At 73.2% G+C, this 17,805-nt stretch carries 12 protein-coding genes and 4 tRNA genes; 7 read left to right on the plus strand and 9 right to left on the minus strand.

The window, feature by feature from the left end; genetic code table 11:
- Nucleotides 1–100: 100 nt before the first annotated feature.
- Nucleotides 101–4,195, minus strand: a complete 4,095-nt coding sequence (gene hrpA, locus B073_RS0117725; protein WP_018539425.1) for an ATP-dependent RNA helicase HrpA — start codon at nucleotides 4,193–4,195, stop codon at nucleotides 101–103.
- Between the two features lie 133 nt (nucleotides 4,196–4,328).
- On the opposite strand from hrpA, the gene B073_RS0117730 reads away from it, so the two are divergent.
- Nucleotides 4,329–5,408, plus strand: a complete 1,080-nt coding sequence (locus tag B073_RS0117730; RefSeq protein WP_018539426.1) for a hypothetical protein — start codon at nucleotides 4,329–4,331, stop codon at nucleotides 5,406–5,408.
- A 221-nt stretch (nucleotides 5,409–5,629) separates the two neighbouring features.
- Here the strand turns inward: B073_RS0117730 and B073_RS0117735 are convergent.
- The 5 genes from B073_RS0117735 to B073_RS0117755 form a co-directional block, all read right to left on the minus strand.
- A tRNA-Phe gene (locus B073_RS0117735) sits at nucleotides 5,630–5,703 on the minus strand.
- A gap of 4 nt (nucleotides 5,704–5,707) precedes the next feature.
- Nucleotides 5,708–5,782: transfer RNA gene (locus B073_RS0117740), tRNA-Asp, on the minus strand.
- A 46-nt stretch (nucleotides 5,783–5,828) separates the two neighbouring features.
- Nucleotides 5,829–5,901: transfer RNA gene (locus B073_RS0117745), tRNA-Glu, on the minus strand.
- An 83-nt stretch (nucleotides 5,902–5,984) separates the two neighbouring features.
- Nucleotides 5,985–7,652, minus strand: a complete 1,668-nt coding sequence (locus B073_RS0117750; RefSeq protein ID WP_018539427.1) for a metallophosphoesterase — start codon at nucleotides 7,650–7,652, stop codon at nucleotides 5,985–5,987.
- Nucleotides 7,653–7,763: 111 nt separating this feature from the next.
- Complete coding sequence (locus B073_RS0117755) at nucleotides 7,764–8,114, minus strand: metallopeptidase family protein (RefSeq protein ID WP_018539428.1); 351 nt, start codon at nucleotides 8,112–8,114, stop codon at nucleotides 7,764–7,766.
- Nucleotides 8,115–8,632: 518 nt separating this feature from the next.
- Between B073_RS0117755 and B073_RS40270 the strand changes: the two genes are divergently transcribed.
- The 3 genes from B073_RS40270 to B073_RS0117770 all read left to right on the plus strand — a co-directional run bounded on the left by B073_RS40270 (nucleotide 8,633) and on the right by B073_RS0117770 (nucleotide 12,196).
- Nucleotides 8,633–9,292 (plus strand): hypothetical protein, encoded by a 660-nt coding sequence (locus B073_RS40270; protein ID WP_199788164.1) that lies wholly within the window; start codon nucleotides 8,633–8,635, stop codon nucleotides 9,290–9,292.
- A 221-nt stretch (nucleotides 9,293–9,513) separates the two neighbouring features.
- The gene (locus tag B073_RS0117765) at nucleotides 9,514–11,793 is read left to right on the plus strand and encodes a DEAD/DEAH box helicase (protein WP_018539430.1); all 2,280 of its coding nucleotides are present in this window, start codon (nucleotides 9,514–9,516) and stop codon (nucleotides 11,791–11,793) included.
- A gap of 330 nt (nucleotides 11,794–12,123) precedes the next feature.
- A tRNA-Lys gene (locus B073_RS0117770) sits at nucleotides 12,124–12,196 on the plus strand.
- A gap of 114 nt (nucleotides 12,197–12,310) precedes the next feature.
- Here the strand turns inward: B073_RS0117770 and B073_RS0117775 are convergent.
- From B073_RS0117775 to B073_RS44135, 3 genes are all read right to left on the minus strand, one after another.
- Nucleotides 12,311–12,847, minus strand: coding sequence for a DUF4232 domain-containing protein (locus tag B073_RS0117775; RefSeq protein WP_018539431.1), 537 nt, complete (start codon nucleotides 12,845–12,847; stop codon nucleotides 12,311–12,313).
- 265 nt (nucleotides 12,848–13,112) lie between these two features.
- Nucleotides 13,113–13,271, minus strand: coding sequence for a hypothetical protein (locus B073_RS46455; protein ID WP_018539432.1), 159 nt, complete (start codon nucleotides 13,269–13,271; stop codon nucleotides 13,113–13,115).
- On the minus strand, nucleotides 13,252–13,500 hold the full coding sequence (locus tag B073_RS44135) for a DUF4436 family protein (protein WP_078508057.1): 249 nt from the start codon (nucleotides 13,498–13,500) through the stop codon (nucleotides 13,252–13,254). The genes B073_RS46455 and B073_RS44135 overlap by 20 nt, the downstream gene beginning before the upstream one ends.
- Before the next feature lie 253 nt (nucleotides 13,501–13,753).
- Here B073_RS44135 and B073_RS0117790 point away from each other — a divergent pair, with 253 nt between their 5' ends.
- The 3 genes from B073_RS0117790 to B073_RS0117800 all read left to right on the plus strand — a co-directional run bounded on the left by B073_RS0117790 (nucleotide 13,754) and on the right by B073_RS0117800 (nucleotide 17,777).
- Nucleotides 13,754–15,274 (plus strand): MFS transporter, encoded by a 1,521-nt coding sequence (locus B073_RS0117790; RefSeq protein ID WP_018539434.1) that lies wholly within the window; start codon nucleotides 13,754–13,756, stop codon nucleotides 15,272–15,274.
- 235 nt (nucleotides 15,275–15,509) lie between these two features.
- Nucleotides 15,510–16,430 carry a LysR family transcriptional regulator gene (locus tag B073_RS40275; RefSeq protein WP_018539435.1) on the plus strand — a complete coding sequence of 307 codons (921 nt, stop codon included), beginning with the start codon at nucleotides 15,510–15,512 and terminating at the stop codon, nucleotides 16,428–16,430.
- Nucleotides 16,431–16,637: 207 nt separating this feature from the next.
- Nucleotides 16,638–17,777, plus strand: coding sequence for a PP2C family protein-serine/threonine phosphatase (locus B073_RS0117800; protein WP_018539436.1), 1,140 nt, complete (start codon nucleotides 16,638–16,640; stop codon nucleotides 17,775–17,777).
- The last annotated feature ends 28 nt before the right edge of the window (nucleotides 17,778–17,805 follow it).

Genomic DNA, 17,805 nt, shown 5'->3' on the forward strand with positions numbered 1-17,805 from the left:
TCGCTTTCCGCTTGCGGCGGGCTGCGAAGCAAGACTGTACAGCAGGTCAGGGGGTGCGGTCGAACTCGGTCCCGGCCGCCGCTCCCGCGCTCGGGCCGCCCTACGGCGCCGCGGCGTCCACCGCCTTCATGATCCGCTTGTCGGAGACCGGGTAGGCCGTTCCCAGGGCGTGCGCGAAGTAGCTCACCCGGAGCTCCTCGATCATCCAGCGGACCTCCCGGGCCGCGGCCGGCACCGGCTGCCCCTGGGGGAACTGCTCCAGCAGCCAGGCGTATTCGTCCTGCATCTCCTTGATCTTCGCCATCCGGCTGCGGTCCCGTTCGGCGTTGGCGGGCAGCTGCGTCAGGCGGCGGTCGGCGGCCACGAGATAGCGCATCAGGTCCGGCAGCCGCCGGGCGCCGTGCGCGGTGACGAAGCCGGGCCTGATCAGCTCCGCCAGCTGCTCCTTGACGTCCGCCAGCGACGGCAGCAGCGACGGGAAGGCGGTCGCCTTCAGCCGGCGCTCGCACGCCTGCCAGGCCGCCAGCACCTCCTGCACCTGCTGGATGGTCTTCAGCGTCGCGTCGACGAGGTCGGCCCGCACCGCGTCGAACAGCTTGCGGAAGGACTCCTCGTCCCACACCGGGCCGCCCCGGGCCGCGATCAGCCGGTCCGCGGCGGCCGTCACACAGTCCTCGAAGAGCGCCGCGATGGAGCCGTGCGGATTGCGGGAGAGCGCCAGCTTCTGCTGGTTGCTCAGCTTGTCCTGGGCGAACTTGGCGGGGTTGGCGGGGACGTTGAGCAGGATCAGGCGGCGGGTGCCGGCCCACATGGCGGCCTGCTGCTCGGCCTCGGTGTCGAAGAGCCGCACCGCGACGGTGCTGCCCTCGTCGACCAGCGCCGGGTACGCCTTCACCGGCTGGCCGCCGCGGCGGGTCTCGAAGGTGCGCGGCAGCGTGCCGACCGTCCAGGACGTCAGGCCGGTGCGCTGCTCCGGGCCGGCCGGTGCGGCCTCGCCTCCGCCGCCCCTGCGGTCCTTGCCGGGCCGCTTCTCGGCCTGCTCGAAGGCGCGGGAGATGGCGGCCCGGGTCTTCGGCTTGAGCTGGAGCCGGAGCGCCTCCAGGTCCTTGGCCTCGGCGAGCTTGCGGCGGCCCGCGGCGGAGCCGTTGCCGGACGCAGCGTCGAACACCCGGAAGGTGATCTTCAGGTGGTCGGGGACCTTGGCGAGGTCGAAGTCCGCGGCCTCCACCGGCACCCCCACCATCCGCTGCAGGCCGGCGGCCAGCGAGGCCGTCAGCGCGCCCTGGAGGGGCACGGCGGTGTCCAGGAAGCGGGCGGCGAAGTTCGGCGCCGGGACGTAGTTGCGGCGGATCGGCTTGGGCAGCGAGCGGATCAGCTCGGTCACCAACTGCTCGCGCAGGCCCGGGATCTGCCAGTCGAAGCCCTCGGACGAGACCTGGTTGAGGACCTGCAGCGGGATGTGGACGGTCACGCCGTCCGCGTCCGCGCCCGGCTCGAACTGGTAGGTGACCTTGAACTTCAGCTTCCCCTGCCGCCAGGAGTCCGGGTAGTCGTCCTTGGTGACGGCCTCGGCGGACTCGTTGATCAGCATCGAGTGCTCGAAGTTGAGCAGGTCCGGCTCGTCCCGGTGCTTCTGCTTCCACCAGGAGTCGAAGTGCGCCCCGGAGACCACGTGCGCCGGGATCCGCTGGTCGTAGAAGTCGAAGAGCGTCTCGTCGTCGACGAGGATGTCGCGGCGCCGGGCGCGGTGCTCCAACTCCTCGACCTCGCCGAGGAGTTTGCGGTTGTCATGGAAGAACTGGTGGTGGGTGCGCCAGTCGCCCTCCACCAGGGCGTTCCGGATGAACAGGTCGCGGGAGACCTCGGGGTCGATCCGGCCGTAGTTGACCTTGCGCTGGGCGACGATCGGGACGCCGTAGAGCGTCACCCGCTCGTGCGCCATCACCGCGGCCATCTTCTGTTCCCAGTGCGGCTCGCTGTAGGTCCGCTTCACCAAGTGCTGGGCCAGCGGTTCGATCCACTCGGGCTCGATCCGGGCGTTCACCCGCGCCCACAGCCGGGAGGTCTCGACCAGCTCGGCGGACATCACCCAGCGCGGCGGCTTCTTGAAGAGCGCGGAGCCGGGGAAGACCGCGAACTTCGCGCTGCGGGCGCCGAGGTACTCGTTCTTGGCCTCGGTGTCCTTGAGTCCGATGTGCGAAAGCAAACCGGAGAGCAATGACGTGTGGATGTGCTCGGGCGCTGCGTCCGTCTCGTTCAGGTGGACGCCCATGCCCTTGGCGACCGTGCGCAGCTGGGAGTAGATGTCCTGCCACTCGCGTATCCGCAGATAGTTCAGGAACTCCGTACGGCACATCCGGCGGAACGCGGACGAGGACAGCGCCTTCTGCTGTTCGCGCACGTACTGCCAGAGGTTGAGGTACGCCAGGAAGTCCGACGTCTCGTCCTTGAAGCGGGCGTGCTGCTGGTCGGCCTGCTGCTGCTTGTCCGACGGGCGCTCCCGCGGGTCCTGGATGGACAGCGCCGCGGCGATCACCATGACCTCGCGGACGCAGCCGTTGCGGTCCGCCTCCAGCACCATCCGCGCCAGCCGGGGGTCCACCGGCAGCTGGGAGAGCTTGCGGCCCAGCGGGGTCAGCCGCTTGCGGGCGTCCTTCTGCGTGGTGTCCAGCGCGCCCAGCTCGCGCAGCAGGTCGACGCCGTCCTTGATGTTGCGGCGGTCCGGCGGGTCGATGAACGGGAACTTCTCGATGTCGCCGAGGCCGGCCGCGGTCATCTGCAGGATGACGGAGGCGAGGTTGGTGCGCAGGATCTCCGCGTCGGTGAACTCCGGGCGGGAGAGGAAGTCCTCCTCGGAGTACAGCCGGATGCAGATGCCGTCGCTGGTCCGGCCGCAACGGCCCTTGCGCTGGTTGGCGCTGGCCTGCGACACCGGCTCGATGGGCAGCCGCTGCACCTTCGTGCGGAAGCTGTAGCGGGAGACCCGGGCCATGCCCGGGTCGATCACGTACTTGATGCCGGGGACGGTCAGCGACGTCTCGGCCACGTTGGTGGCCAGCACGATCCGCCGGCCCGTATGGCGCTGGAAGACCCGGTGCTGCTCGGCGTGCGACAGCCGGGCGTACAGCGGCAGGACCTCGGTGGCGGGGAGGTTCTTCTTGTTGAGCGCGTCCGCGGTGTCGCGGATCTCCCGTTCACCGGAGAGGAAGACGAGGATGTCGCCGGGGCCCTCGGCCCGCAGCTCGTCCACCGCGTCGCAGATCGCGGTGATCTGGTCGCGGTCGCTGTCCTGGCCGCCCTCCTCCAGGAGGGGGCGGTAGCGCACCTCCACCGGATACGTCCGGCCGGAGACCTCGACGATCGGCGCACTCGGCCGCTCGCCGGCGCCGTTCCCGTCCTGCTCGCCGTCCCCGCTGACCGCTCGCCCGCCGACGGCGGCGAAGTCCCCGAAGTGCCGGGCGAACCGCTCCGGGTCGATCGTCGCGGAGGTGATGACCACCTTGAGGTCGGGGCGCCTGGGCAGCAGCTGGGCGAGATAGCCCAGGATGAAGTCGATGTTGAGGCTGCGCTCGTGTGCCTCGTCGATGATGAGCGTGTCGTACTGGCGCAGCTCGCGGTCCGTCTGGATCTCGGCCAGCAGGATGCCGTCCGTCATCAGCTTGACGAGGGTGTCGTCGCCGACCTGGTCGGTGAAGCGGACCTTCCAGCCGACCGCCTCGCCCAGCGGGGTCTTCAGCTCCTCGGCCACCCGCTCGGCGACCGTGCGGGCGGCGATCCGCCGCGGCTGGGTGTGTCCGATCAGCCCGCGGACGCCGCGCCCCAGCTCCAGGCAGATCTTGGGGATCTGGGTGGTCTTGCCGGAGCCGGTCTCGCCCGCGACGATCACCACCTGGTGGTCGCGGATGGCTGCCAGGATGTCGTCCTTCTTCTGGCTGACCGGGAGCTCTTGCGGATACGTCACCTCCGGCACCGCGGCGCGCCGCTGCGCCACGCGCAGCTCCGCCTCGTCGAGGCCGTCGGCGATCTCGGCGAGCACCGCCGCCCGGGCCTCGGGCTTGCGGATCCGGCGCGCGCCGTCGAGGCGGCGCCCCAGCCGCTGCTGGTCGCGCAGCATCAGCTCGGGAAGTCGCTTCAGCAGGGAGGGCAGCGTGGGGGCGGCGCCGTCGGACGGGGCGGAGGCAGGCTGACTGGACATACGCTCCCCAGGATCTCACCTCGCGGAAAAGACTGGCGAACCATTTCCCGGCGGCCCCCCGCGCCGGGCCCCGGCGGCCGGGACCGAAGACCCCGGGCGGTATGTCCGACATCAGTGCCTTAGCGTGTTTGTCATGCATGATCATGAAGGCGACACCGTCCCGCACGGCGCACACGGCCGGCCCCGGACCTGGCCCGAACACTGGGCGGCCTTCAAGAGATCGCCGTTCCTCCCGGCCGTCGTCCTGATGTTCATCCTCGCCGCGGCGGCCGGCCTCTTCGCCGGCTCCTACACCTACGCCATGGCCAACCCGGCCCCCCGGCACATCCCCACCGCCGTGGTCACCACCCCCGCCGCCCCCGAGCAGAAGGCGTTCGTCGTCGGCATGGAGAAGGCCCTCGACGCCTCCCTCCGGCTCACCGGGTACGCCACCTACGACGCCGCCCGCAACGCCGTCGACGACCAGCGCGAGTACGCGGTGCTGCGCGCCCGCGGCGCCGGCGTCGAACTGGACGTCGCCGGCGCCTCGGGCGCGTCCGTCGCCCAGCTGCTCTCCGAGGCCGCCGCCAAGGTCGGCCCGGCCACCGGCGTGCACGTCACCGTCCGCGACATCAAGCCGCTGCAGCAGGGCGACCCGCGCGGTCTGGCGCTCTTCTACATCTCCCTGGCGGCCGTGATCATCGGCTTCGTCGGCGCGATCCAGCTCAGCGTGCACGCCCGCGGCCTCAACCCGCCCGAGCGGATCGCGTTCATCCTCGCCTACGCCCTGCTCGGCGGCTTCGCCATCGCCGCGGTGGCCGACTGGTGGCTGGGCGCGCTCCGGCTGCCGTTCGTCGAGTCCTGGATGATCCTCGCGCTGACGATGTTCACGTCCGGCATGGTCTTCACGATGTTCAACACCCTGATGGGCCGCTGGGCGATGATCCCCACCTGGGGCCTGATGGTCCTCCTGGGCAACCCCTCGTCCGGCGGCGCGGTCTCCTGGCCGCTGCTCCCGTCCGTCCTCGGCGCCATCGGCCGCTGGCTGCCGCCCGGCGCCTCGGTCAACGCCCAGCACACCGCGGTCTACTTCGGCGGCCACCAGCACGCCTTCCCGTTCCTGGTGCTGGCCGGCTGGTCGGCGGTCTCCTGCACGGTCTTCTGGGTCTGGCGGCACCGCCACCCGGGCGGCCGCGAGCCGTCCCCCGCGCCCGCGCACGCCGCCGACGCCTGACCCGGCGGGCCCCGCGCGGGCCCGCCCCCGGCGAAAGCCCCGGCAGCGGCACCCGATCGGAGGACGTCCGGACGACTCGGAGACGTCCGGACGACGAACCCGGGCGGCGAAGCCGGCCAGTGAATCCGGGCGGTGAATCCGGGCGGTGATCCCGGGCGATGAATCCGGGCAACGAAGAAGGTCCCGGTTCGAAGTGAACCGGGACCTTCTCCCAATGGGTGTGGCTGGGGCCGGGGTCGAACCGGCGACCTTCCGCTTTTCAGGCGGACGCTCGTACCAACTGAGCTACCCAGCCGCAGCGGTCCTGACGGGATTTGAACCCGCGGCCTCCACCTTGACAGGGTGGCGAGCACTCCAAACTGCTCCACAGGACCTTGCATTGTGCGAGTGGCGTGAACCAGTCTCGCACACGGTGGTGCGTGCCCCCAACGGGATTCGAACCCGTGCTACCGCCTTGAAAGGGCGGCGTCCTGGGCCACTAGACGATGAGGGCTGATGGCCCGCCTTGGCGCCGTTACCGGCCCCGTCGGGGACGTGAGAAGCATATGGGATGGGAGGACCGTTCGCCAAAACGGTTTACCCGGACCGGCCGGAGGGCGTCGCCGACGGGCTCGGGGAGGGGGGCGCGCCCGGTGTCCCGGGCTGGTTCTCGCGGGCCAGATGGCGGCTGACCTCGGCACGGGTCAGCCCCAGACCGCCCAGCGTGATCTCGTCCCACGCCTGGAGCCGCTTGGTGGTGCGGTCCAGGTAGAGCACCGACGCCTCGACGGGCGCGGGCTTCTGGTCCTGGACCGCGCGCAGCCCGCCGCCGCCCGTGGTGCCCTCGACCATCAGCCGGGTGCCCCGGGAAAGGGTGCTGATCTCGCGCTGATGGAGGTGGCCCGCCAGGGCCAGCGGTACCAGGCCGTCCGTCTGTGCCGCCGCGACCGGGTTGTGAGCCAGCGCGATGTCCACCGGGGTGCCCGCCAGCCGCTGGGTGCGCAGCGCGTCGGCGAGCCGGCCGCCGGCGGTGCGCTCGGCCGCGTCGCCGGCGGGTGCCACCGAACGGTCCGGGGTGAACTGCGGGTCGCCGACGCCCGCGATCCGCAGCCCCGCCACCTGGGTGACCCGGCCGTCGTCGAGGACCGTGACGTGCCGGCGGCCGGCCAGATAGCGCTGGGTGGTGCGCGAGTCGTGGTTGCCGCGGACCCAGACGTACGGGGCGCCGAGGGTGGCGACCGGGTCCAGGAAGTGGTTCTCGGCGGCCGAGCCGTGGTCCATGGTGTCGCCGGTGTCGATGATCACGTCGATCCGGTACTGCTTCACCAGGGAGGCGATGAGGTGCCAGCCGGCCGGGTTGAGGTGGATGTCGGAGACGTGCAGGACGCGGAGGGTGGTCGGGTCCGGCCGGTAGGCGGGCAGCGTCGAGGCGGCGTCGTAGAGCTTGCTGACGTTGGTGACCAGGCGCGCCAACTCCTTTTGGTAGACGTCGAATTCGCTGACGATGCTGCGTGCCGTGCCGACCACGGACGGGGCGGAGGAGAGCAGCCCGGAGAACCGCGGCTCCAGGACGGACCTGGGGTTCCAGGTGGCGTACGCGGCGGCTCCGGAGGCGGTCAGCAGGGCCAGGGCGAGGCCGCCGGCGGCCAGCGCGCGGCGCGGCCGGCGGTAGACGACCAGGCCCAGTGCGGTGGCGCCGCCGGCCACCGCGGCGCAGGAGGTCACCACCAGGCCGGCGGCGCCGTGCAGCACGTCGCGGGTGACCTCTCGCTGGAGCCCGGCGAACCGCTCCGGGTGGTCGACCAGCGCGGCGGAGCGGACCGGGTCCAGCCGGTCGACGGCGACGTCGAGGCGGACCGGCCCGGCGTGGCTGTCCAGCTCCAGGTCGCCCAGGGGCGGGACGGTGATCCGGGTGCCGCCGGTCAGCGCGGGACGCAGCGCCATGCTGGTGTCCATCGGGCCGACCGGCGCCCGGACGCCGCCGAGCAGCAGCAGCCCCAGCCAGGCACCGAGCAGGCTGATCGCCACCAGCCCGAGGGCCCGGGTGTACGGGCGCGCGGGCGGCGCGAGCCAGGTGCCCGGGGCCGTGCGGCGGGGCGGGCGGGACCGGCGGCGGAGGGCGGTGAGCAGTTTCCCCGGCGCGCCGGACCGGGCGCGGGCGGCGGGACGGCGGCGGTGGCCGGGGCGGCGGGGGCCCGGCAGGCGGAAACGGTGGCGGCCTGGCGGGTCGGGTCGTGGTGTACGGGAGCGCGCGACGCGGGCCATTGGCCCCGTATGCCCGCCGTGCCCGTCCGTCATGCGGGACGGAGCGGCTCCGCTTCGGCGGCGGACGGGGCCCGCGGACGGCCGCCGGGAACCGCCGGGGCCCCGGCCGGATCAGCCCCAGCCCAGCTCATGGAGGCGGGCGTCCTCGATTCCGAAGTGGTGGGCCACCTCGTGGATCACGGTCACGGTGACCTCGTGCACCACGTCCTCCGGCGTCGCGCAGTACCGCAGCGTGGGGCCCATGTAGAGCGTCACGCGGTCCGGCAGGACCGCCGCGTACCACTCGCCGCGCTCCGTGAGGGGGGTGCCCTCGTACAGGCCCAGGAGTTCCGGGTCGGCCGGATCCGGTTCGTCCTCCACGAACACGGCCACGTTGTCCATCAGCCGCGTCAGCTCCGGCGGAATCCGGTCCAGCGCGTCGCTGACCAGACCTTCGAACTCCTCGCGCGTCATCTCCAGCACGGGGCCATTGTCCGGCAACGTCTGGTTTCCTGTCGCGCATGGCGGAGCCCCGCTGACACGCCTGTGTGCGGTGCGCGGACGGGGTCGGGGCGGGAACGGGGCAGCTTCCTCGATTTCCTCGGTGAGCTGCGTGACAACCTCGCCCGCCGAGCGGCGAGTTGGCCTCCCGTTCGGGGGCCGAGGTTTTCACGCTCCCGCCATCCGTGCGTGTTCGGCAGCGAACTCGACAGCAAAAAGGGCCGGCACCTCGGCATCGCCGGCGCGTGGTTGCGTGCGCTCGGCTGCGGCCGAGGAGTGGCGGGCCGCGGTGTACGGGAGCCCCGGCGGGCGGATGCGGTGCGGGTGTCCGGCGCCGCGTGTCCTCAAGTGGGGGGCGGGAGTTGGGCAGGGCGTCCGACGCCGTCCCTGCGCCCCGGATCCCGGAGGTCCCGCCCGTGTGCCCGATGCCCCCTCGCCCGTCGTCCGCCGCCGACCCGTCCACCGCCAGGGTGCCCGCGCGGTGGCCGGGCGCGCGCTCGATGGCACGGGTCGCGGCCGCGGCGGTGACCGTCTCCGCGTGCGCCGCCGCGCTGGCCGGCTGCATGAGCGTCAGCGATCCCGGGCACCCCGCGCCGTCGGGCAGCGCCGCCCGGCCCGGCGACGGGAAGGCGGGGGCGCCCGGCCACGGTGGGCCGGCCACCGACGGGCGGGGCGACGGGCACCGGCGGACGGGCCACGGCCCCGGCCGTCCGGCGGGCGGCGACGCCGTGAAGGGCCGCGAGGACGACGCCGGGGCGTCGCCGAGCGCGGTGCCGTCCGCCTCGCCGGCGGTGCCGGCCACGCCCGCCCGCCCGGCCCGGCCGTCCGGCCCGGAGCCGGGCCCCGGGCACGGCGCGACCCCCGGCCCGGGCGGCTCCTCGGGACCCGCGCGGCCCTCGCCGTCCCGCCCCGGCCCGCCGCCCTCGCCCAGCGCGCCGGCCCCCGGCTCGCCGAGCGCGCCGCCCAGCCGGCCGTCGGGCGGTTCCGCGTCGCCGGGCGGTGGCGCCCAGGCGTCCGGGCCGTCGCCCCTCGCCCCGAAGTACTCCCCGAAGTCGTCGGCCGCCGCGTCCGCCTCGGCCCCTGCGCGCGGGTCCGAGCCGGGCGGCGGCATGGCCTCGCTGTCCTCGCCGATGTCGCCCCAGATGGAGTGGGACGCCTGAGGAACGGGGGAGGAACGCGGCCGGACAAGGCCATTTGCATTGTGGGGGCCTGGGTGCGTATGGTGGTAGATCGTTTGATCCCATTTGCCCGGCGCCTTGAAAAGAGCGCGCCGTGTGGCGCGTTCTCTCCCTTACCGTGGCTGACCGCATAGAGGCGGTCTTGGTGAAATCACACGGAGTTGTGGGCGCGTGCCGAGACTCCGGAAGGTTTCGCATTTCGCATGTCCGTTTCCATTGATCAGTCCGTCCTGCCCGCGCACGACGAGCAGCCCGAGCAGCCGGCGTCCGAGACGGTCGAGGCCACCGCGCCCGAGCCCGTCGAGACCGTAGAGACCGCCGAGCCCGTCGTGGCCGAGGACGCCGCCGGTGCCACCGAGGACGGCGACACCGACACCGTGACCTTCGCCGACCTCGGCCTGCCCGAGGGCGTCGTCCGCAAGCTCGCCCAGAACGGCGTCACCACCCCCTTCCCGATCCAGGCCGCGACCATCCCGGACGCGCTGGCCGGGAAGGACATCCTGGGCCGCGGCCGCACCGGCTCCGGCAAGACGCTCTCCTTCGGTCTGCCGACCCTGGCCCGCCTGGCCGACGGCCGCACCGAGAAGAAGAAGCCGCGCGCGGTCATCCTCACCCCGACCCGCGAGCTCGCGATGCAGGTCGCGGACGCCCTCCAGCCCTACGGCGACGTGCTCGGCCTGAAGATGAAGGTCGTCTGCGGCGGTACGTCCATGGGCAACCAGATCTACGCCCTGGAGCGCGGTGTCGACATCCTCGTCGCCACCCCGGGCCGGCTGCGCGACATCATCAACCGCGGCGCCTGCTCCCTGGAGGACGTCCAGGTAGCCGTCCTCGACGAGGCCGACCAGATGTCCGACCTGGGCTTCCTGCCCGAGGTCACCGAACTGCTGGACCAGGTGCCCGACGGCGGCCAGCGGATGCTGTTCTCGGCCACGATGGAGAACGAGATCTCCACCCTGGTCAAGCGCTACCTGACCAACCCGGTCAGCCACGAGGTCGACAGCGCCCAGGGCAACGTCACGACCATGACCCACCACGTCCTCGTCGTGAAGCCGAAGGACAAGGCGCCGGTCACCGCCGCGATCGCCGCCCGCAAGGGCCGCACCATCATCTTCGTCCGCACCCAGCTGGGCGCCGAGCGCGTCGCCGAGCAGCTGATCGAGGCGGGCGTGACGGCGGACGCGCTGCACGGCGGCATGACGCAGGGCGCCCGTACCCGGGTGCTCGCGGACTTCAAGGACGGCTACCTCAACGCGCTGGTCGCCACCGACGTCGCCGCCCGCGGCATCCACGTCGACGGCATCGACCTGGTCCTCAACGTCGACCCGGCCGGTGACCACAAGGACTACCTGCACCGCTCGGGCCGTACCGCCCGCGCCGGCCAGTCCGGCACCGTCGTCTCCCTCTCCCTCCCGCACCAGCGCCGGCAGATCTTCCGCCTGATGGAGGACGCGGGCGTGGACGCCTCGCGGCACATCGTCGGCGGCGCCGGTGCCTTCGACGAGGACCTGGCCCGGATCACCGGTGCGCGCTCGCTCACCGAGGTCCAGGCCGAGTCGGCGAACAACACCGCCAAGCAGGCGGAGCGCGAGGTCGGCGTCCTCACCAAGGAGCTGGAGCGGGTCCAGCGCCGCGCCACCGAGCTGCGCGAGGAGGCCGACCGGCTGACCGCGCGGGCCGCCCGCGAGCGCGGCGAGGACCCGGCGGAGGCGCTGGCGGAGTCCGCCAAGGCCGCCGCGGAGACGGTGGCCGAGGCCGCCGCGGCCTCCGTGCCGGCCCAGCCGGGCCCGGGCGACCGCCGGCCGTACGAGCGCCGGGACGACCGCCGGGACGAGCGGCGCGGTGAGCGTCGGGACGAGCGGGGCGGCTTCGGCCGGGACCGTGACCGGGATCGTCGGGACGACCGTGGTGGGCGTTCCTTCGAGCGTCGCGACGACCGGCGTGACGAGCGTCGGGACGAGCGCGGTGGCTTCGGCCGGGACCGTCGGGACGACCGCGGTGCACGTTCCTTCGACCGCCGTGACGACCGCCGGGACGAGCGGGGCGGCTTCGGCCGGGACCGTGACCGGGATCGTCGGGACGACCGTGGTGGGCGTTCCTTCGAGCGTCGCGACGACCGGCGTGACGAGCGTCGGGACGAGCGCGGTGGCTTCGGCCGGGACCGTCGGGACGACCGCGGTGCGCGTTCCTTCGACCGCCGTGACGACCGGCGCGACGACCGCGGCGGCTTCCACCGCGACCGCGGCGAGCGCCCGGCCCGTTCGTTCGGCCGCGACGACCGCGGCAGCCGCCCCTCCGGTGGCTACCGCTCCGGCGGCGACCGCCCGTTCAACCGTGACGACCGCTCCGGCGGCCGGCCGACCTCCGGCTACCGTTCCGGCGGCGACCGCCCGTACGGCCGGCGGGACGACCACCGCGGCTCCGGCAGCGCGTCCGGCTTCGGCCGCCGCGAGGACAAGCCGCGCTGGAAGCGCAACGGCTGACCCGGCCTCTGCCGGCCGCCCGGCTGATGGCCGGTGCCGGTAGCCTTCACGGCTCTCCAGGGCCCGTACCGCACGGAAGTGCCGTACGGGCCCTGTGTGTTGAGGCGCCGCGGGGGACGTGGAGCCGGGCCGGTGGCATACGAGTTGGCGCGTTGCGGGGCGCGTGCCGTACCGGGTGCGCGGTGCTGCGGGGCGCCTTCCGGGAGCGCGGCGTACGGCCCGTAGCTGCGGAATCGCGGGCGGCGGGACGTGGCCACGGCACGCCGGGGATCGGCCAGATCCACCATGCCTTCGGGCTGCGGCGCGTCCTCGGGCTATGCTGCTCGGTGCGGGCCATTAGCTCAATTGGCAGAGCAGTGGACTTTTAATCCATTGGTTCAGGGTTCGAGCCCCTGATGGCCCACCGAACCACTCGCAGGGCAGGCCGCCTGACCTGCGGTTCAGCGCCTCGACCGGTAATCACCGGCCGGGGCGCTTCGCATTTCCCGGCTACCGGCACTGCGGGGGACCGGTGGTTTCACGGTTTGAGGGGGCTGCCGAGGGCGCCGACGTAGTTGCCGGGATGCGTCGCGCCTTCTTGTCGGGTGACCGGTCCCCATGGCCAGTCGAGACTGGTCGAACGGCTGTTGCCGGGCAGGGTGATGTCGACCCTGTTGGGCTTGATGGCCTGTGCGGGTTCGTTGAGTTCGCTGAGGAAGACGAGGGTGAACGTCGTGTGGGTGCCCGGCGCGATGGTGACCGTCCGGGGCTTGGTCCTGGGGGTGTGCCGCAGGGTCTCGGTGTCGTGTGCCGCCTTGGCTTTGAGGGTGACGTTCGGATAGCCGTGGAGCGTGCACGACTTGTCGCCCTTGTTGTGCACGCGGACGATGGCGGTGTCCTGGTTGCCGGTACCGCCGTGCTTCGCAGTGCCGCCGGCCCAGGACAGGGCCAGCTGCTGAACGGAGCAGGTGTGCGGTGCGGCAGCCGGGGTTCCGGCGGGCGCCGTGCCGGCCACGGGCAGGGTGAGTACCGCCGCGAGGGTCACGGCACCGAGGTGACGGGGTTGGCAGAGCATGGCTCACCTCCGATGGCCGGCCTGCCGCCCGCCCGGGCCCGGGCAGTTACGAACCCGGGGACGCGAATGCGGGGAGGCGCACAAGGACGGCCTGCGGGCCTTCGATGGATGCGCGAAAGGGGATATCGGGATGTCCACCAGGGAGCCTTTCCTGGAGGTCCCGGCGGGCGGCTCCGGCGCAACTCCGGTGCCTCACGGGCGAACCGTACGGCCTTCCCCCAGCCTCCCCCGATCCCCGCGACTTCGCATCCCGGCCGGCGCGCGGTCACTTCGCGCCGGTCCCCGGGCCCCGGCGCTCCACACGGACGTCCAGGGTGACCGGCACCTGGTGGCCGCCGGCCGCCGCACTGCGGGCCCCGGTCTCCGCGCTGGACTCGATGTAGGGGGCGTAGTGGTCGAGCGCCCTAGTCGGCGATGTTGCCACCGGCCAGGTCGAAGGAGACCTCCTGGAGCGCGATGGGCACCCCCGCCTCGTGATGCAGCACACCGGTGTGGCGTGTCGAGGTGTAGAGGTCGAGGTCGTCCTTCGGCACCAGTCCCGATTCGTCCTCCGCCAGGGACCCCAGCGGGGACGGCAGCACGTCGAGGGTGATCTCGCCGGATGCGGGATCGATCCTGTGCAGGGTGACGTCGAGGCCGATGCGGTCGCGCAGCTCGGCTCACCAGCTCACCTGCACCGTGGATTCATGTGCCGGGTGAATGAGTCGGACGGGGCGGCTATTTGTCCGGGCGGGCTGCCCTGCCTAGCGTCGTCGGGGAAAGACGGGGGAGTGGGGTGGACATTGTCCGCCGGTCCGAGGGTGGGAAATCGTGGCGACCGAGTGCGTGAATTCTGCTGAGTGTGCGAGGGACGGGGATGAGGACGGGGGCGGATGGGATTCGCGGCCGGCCGGTAAAAGGGGCGGGGTGGCCCGAAGGTGGCGGGCGTTCGCCGGGCTGAGCGTCATCAGTTTCCTCGGATGTATCGATCTCACCATCGTCAATACCGCGGCGCCGGCCATTCAGCGGGACATGGGGGCCACGGTCACCGAACTCCAGCTGATCGTCAACATCTTCATCGTCGCGCTGTCGATGTTCATGGTGACGATGGGGCGGCTCGCGGACCACCATGGCCGGCGGCGGGTCCTGTACACCGGGACCGCGGTGTTCGGCGTCGCCTCGTTGGCGGCCGGGTTCGCCGGGGACGTACGGGTGCTGATCCTCTGCCGCTTCGTCCAGGGGGCGGCCTGTGCCGTGCTCTACACCAGTACCGGCGCCCTGGTCTCCGACACCTTCCCGCCGGAGCAGCGCGGCCGGGCCATCGGGGCGCTCTACGGCGTCAACGGCCTCGGTCTGGCGATCGGGCCGATGCTGGGCGGGTTCGTGGTCGGCTGGCTGGACTGGCGGTGGGTGTTCTGGCTGAACGTGCCGCTGACCGCCGTCGGGCTGGCGGTGTGCCTTTCCGCGGTACGGGAATCGCGGGGACGGAATGCGGAGGCCGGAAAGCCGGACTGGCCGGGGCTGATGCTGATCAGCCTCGCCCTGCCCGCAGTTGTCCTCGCTCTCACGCTCGGCGATTCGTGGGGATGGGCGTCCGGCCGCATTCTCGGTCTGCTGGCCCTGGGAATCGCCGGTGTCGCGGCGTTCTGCGTCGTGGAGCGGAAAGTCGCGGCGCCGATTATCGATTTCCGACTGTTCGCGAACCGTACTTTCCTCGGTGCGCTCACCGCCGATTTCTCCCTGGCGTTCTTCTATTGCCTGGCGTTCTTTCTGATGCCGCTGTACCTGGTGTCCGTACGCCACTACGGGGGCACCGCGAGCGGTCTGATGCTGCTGCCGTGCACGGCGGTGATGGCGGTGCTGTCGCCCCTGGTGGGGCGGCTGGTGGACCGCTGCCCGCCGCGGCTGCTGCTCTGCGGGGGGTTCGTGGCGTTCGCACTGTCGGCGGCGCTGCAGACGCGGTTCGACCGGGACAGCGGGGTCGCACTCGTGGTGGTCGCGTTCGCGTTGATGGGCGTCGGCTGGGCCCTCGTCCTCGGGCCGGCCACCGTGGCCGCGCTGTCGGCCGTACCGGAGCGGCTGGCCGGGACGGCGGTCGGCTCGTCGTGGACCTTCCACAACCTGGGCGGGGCGATCGGGCTGGCGGTGGGGATGGCCGTCTACCGCTGGTCGGCGCGGGACGCGCTGGACGCCGCGCTCGCCGCGCACCATCTGCCGGGCGGGGCGTGGACGGCGCGGGCGGTCGCCGATCCCGGTGCGGGCGCGGGGCTGTTGCGGGCCCACACCGGGTGGGACGGGCGTGCTGTGGAGGCGCTCGCCGGCGACCTCTTCCTCCGGGGCAACCAGGCGGCGATGTGGCTGTTGTGCGGGGTGGCCGGGGCGGCGTTCCTGGTGATCGGGGTGGGGATGCGGGCGCGGCGGGGGACGGCCGGGGGGCAGGGGCGCTGAACGGCGGGAGCGTGGGAGCGCGGGGAAGCGGGAGCGCGGGGGAGGTGAACGGCGGTGTCGCTGAACGGCGATGGCGCGGGGACGGTGAACGACGGTGACGCGGCGGCCGGTTGAGACGCGGAGGCGGGGCGTGACGGCCCGGGAAGGGGGCGTAGGCGCCCTGCCCGGCGCGTCGGGCGCCCGGGTTCATCCGGCCCCCGCCCGGGCCGTCACGCGGCCGCCTAGGATTTCGGTCATGGCGATACCGGGGATCGAGCTGCACCACCTCCGCTGCTACCTGGCCCTCGCCGAGGAGCGCCACTTCACCCGCGCCGCCGACCGCCTGGGCCTGTCGCAGCCGACGGTGAGCCGCACCATCCGCCGCCTGGAGGAGCTGCTCGGCCGGCGCCTGCTGGAGCGCACCACCCGCCAGGTCACGCTCACCGCGGCCGGCGAGCGGCTGTACGGCGAACTCCGCGAGCTGCTGCCCCGTTTGGAGGCGGCGCTCCTCCCGGACCTGGATGCGCCCCTCTTCCGTATCGGCTTCGCCTGGGGATTTCCGGCCACTTGGCCGCAGGCGGCCATCGAGCGGTTCGAGGCGGAGACCGGGGTCGGGGCGCGGGTCTACCGGCGCGACGCGGCCCTGGCCGGAGTGGACCGCGGCGACGTCGATGTCGCGATCCTGCGCGGGGACATCGCCGTACCGGGCCTGGCCGCCGAGACGCTGCTGCACGAGCGGCGGATCGCGGCGGTCTCGGTGCGCTCCCCGCTCGCGGCGCGGGACGAGGTCGGCTGGCGGGAGCTGGCCCGTATGCCGCTGGTGCTGAACGAGGCCGGCGGGACGACGGAGGCGTCGGAGTGGCCGCCCGGCGAGCAGCCGGAAATCGCCGTCCGCTGCGGGAACTTCGACGAGTGGCTGGAAGCGGTCGCCGGGAACCGGGGCGTCGGGGTCGTCCCGGAGTCGATCGGGCGGCAGCGGGTGCACCCGTTCGTCTCCTTCGTGCCGATCCCCGACGCGCCCCTGATGCCGCTGCAGATCGTCTTCCCGCGGCACAACGGGCACCCGCTGACCCGGCGTTTCCTCGCCCATGCGCGCGCCACGGTCCGTCAGTGCGAAGGCGGGGCCGGGGGCGGGGCGGTGGACGGGAGCGGGGCGGTCCCGGTCCGTAAGGGGTGAGGGGGGCGGGCCCGTAGGGGGTGGGGTGGCCCCAGCCTGTTGCTACCCCGTTCGGCGCAGGAGGACTCGCCGGGTGGTGCGGCGTTGGCAAGGCTTGGAGCGGCACGGTCCGTGGAAAGGCCGTACGGCGGCGGCGACCGGCAGCGGCGCGCGGCGGTGCCGGGACCGCGCGGGCGTCACCGGGCGGCGGAGTGGAGGCCGGTGCGGATGCTTCGAGGCGGCGGGAACCGCACGGGCGCGGTGGAGCGGCGGGTGCGCCGCGACCGGACGGCCCCGCTCGGCCGACGGCTCACACTCCGGCTCCCCGTCGCCCTGATCGTCATCGGTCTGGTCTTCGACCTCGCCACGCCGGCCCGGTACACCGCGGCCCCGTTCTTCGCGGCCGCCCCCTTGGTCGCGGCCCCGCTGTACTCCCTGTGGGCCACCGCCGGCACGGCCCTGGCCGCCGTCGTCAGCGACCTCCTGCTCGCCGTCTACCACGGCGTCGAGGACTACCAGCAGTCGGCGACCGAGGTCAGCACCGTCGTCGTGGTGGCCTTGCTCGCGCTCGTCATCAACCGGGTCGTCCGGACCGGCGAGGCCCGGCTGGCCTCCGAACGGGACGTCTCGGAGGCCGCCCAACGGGCCGTCCTGCCCGCGCCGCCCGCCCGTCTGGCCGGTCTCGCGATCGCCGCGCGCTACGTCGGCGCCCGGGCCGGCGCCCGTATCGGCGGCGATCTGTACGCGGTCCAGGACACCCCGCACGGCGTGCGGATGCTCGTCGGCGACGTCCGGGGCAAGGGCCTGGAGGCGGTGGAGGCCGCGGTGGTCGTGGTCGGCGCCTTCCGGGAGGCGGCGGAGCAGGAGGCCACCCTGGAGGCGGTCGCGTACCGGCTGGAACGGGCCCTCCAACGGGAGGGCGGGCGCCGCGCCGGCCTCGAAGAGCAGGAGGGCTTCGCCACGGCCGTACTGGCGGAGATCCCCGCCGGCGACCGGTCCCTGCTCCGCGTCCTCAACCGCGGCCACCCGCCCCCGCTGCTGCTCACCCCCGAAGGCGGCCTGCGGGAGCTGGTCCCATCCACCGCCGCGCTGCCGCTCGGCCTGGGCGACCTGGGCGGCCGGCCGGACCGTTCGGACGAGACGTTCCTCCCGGCCGGGGCGCTGCTGTTCCTGTTCACCGACGGGGTGACCGAGGCCCGCGACCGGGACGGCCGGTTCTACGACCCGTGCGCCCGGTTGCGCGGCAGCTGGTTCAGCGGGCCCGACGACCTGCTGGACGTGGTGGTCGAGGACGTCGCCCGGCACACCCGCGGGGGCCCCGCCGACGACATGGCCCTGGTGGCGGTCCAGCGGCCCCTGGGAACCTAGGTCGGCCGTTGCGGGCGGCGAGCCCGGC

Origin of the sequence: Streptomyces sp. MspMP-M5, assembly GCF_000373585.1 — a bacterium.
Classification (GTDB): Bacteria; Actinomycetota; Actinomycetes; order Streptomycetales; family Streptomycetaceae; genus Streptomyces.

What these genes read in the sequence shown, in the direction of transcription:
- B073_RS0117750 (WP_018539427.1), bottom strand. Translation starts at nt 7,652, where the DNA reads ATGGCCCGCGTCGCGCGCTCCCGTACACCACGACCCGACCCGCCAGGC.
- B073_RS0117730 (WP_018539426.1), top strand. Translation starts at nt 4,329, where the DNA reads ATGCATGATCATGAAGGCGACACCGTCCCGCACGGCGCACACGGCCGG.
- B073_RS0117775 (WP_018539431.1), bottom strand. Translation starts at nt 12,847, where the DNA reads ATGCTCTGCCAACCCCGTCACCTCGGTGCCGTGACCCTCGCGGCGGTA.
- hrpA (WP_018539425.1), bottom strand. Translation starts at nt 4,195, where the DNA reads ATGTCCAGTCAGCCTGCCTCCGCCCCGTCCGACGGCGCCGCCCCCACG.
- B073_RS40270 (WP_199788164.1), top strand. Translation starts at nt 8,633, where the DNA reads ATGGCACGGGTCGCGGCCGCGGCGGTGACCGTCTCCGCGTGCGCCGCC.
- B073_RS0117800 (WP_018539436.1), top strand. Translation starts at nt 16,638, where the DNA reads ATGCTTCGAGGCGGCGGGAACCGCACGGGCGCGGTGGAGCGGCGGGTG.
- B073_RS40275 (WP_018539435.1), top strand. Translation starts at nt 15,510, where the DNA reads ATGGCGATACCGGGGATCGAGCTGCACCACCTCCGCTGCTACCTGGCC.
- B073_RS0117765 (WP_018539430.1), top strand. Translation starts at nt 9,514, where the DNA reads ATGTCCGTTTCCATTGATCAGTCCGTCCTGCCCGCGCACGACGAGCAG.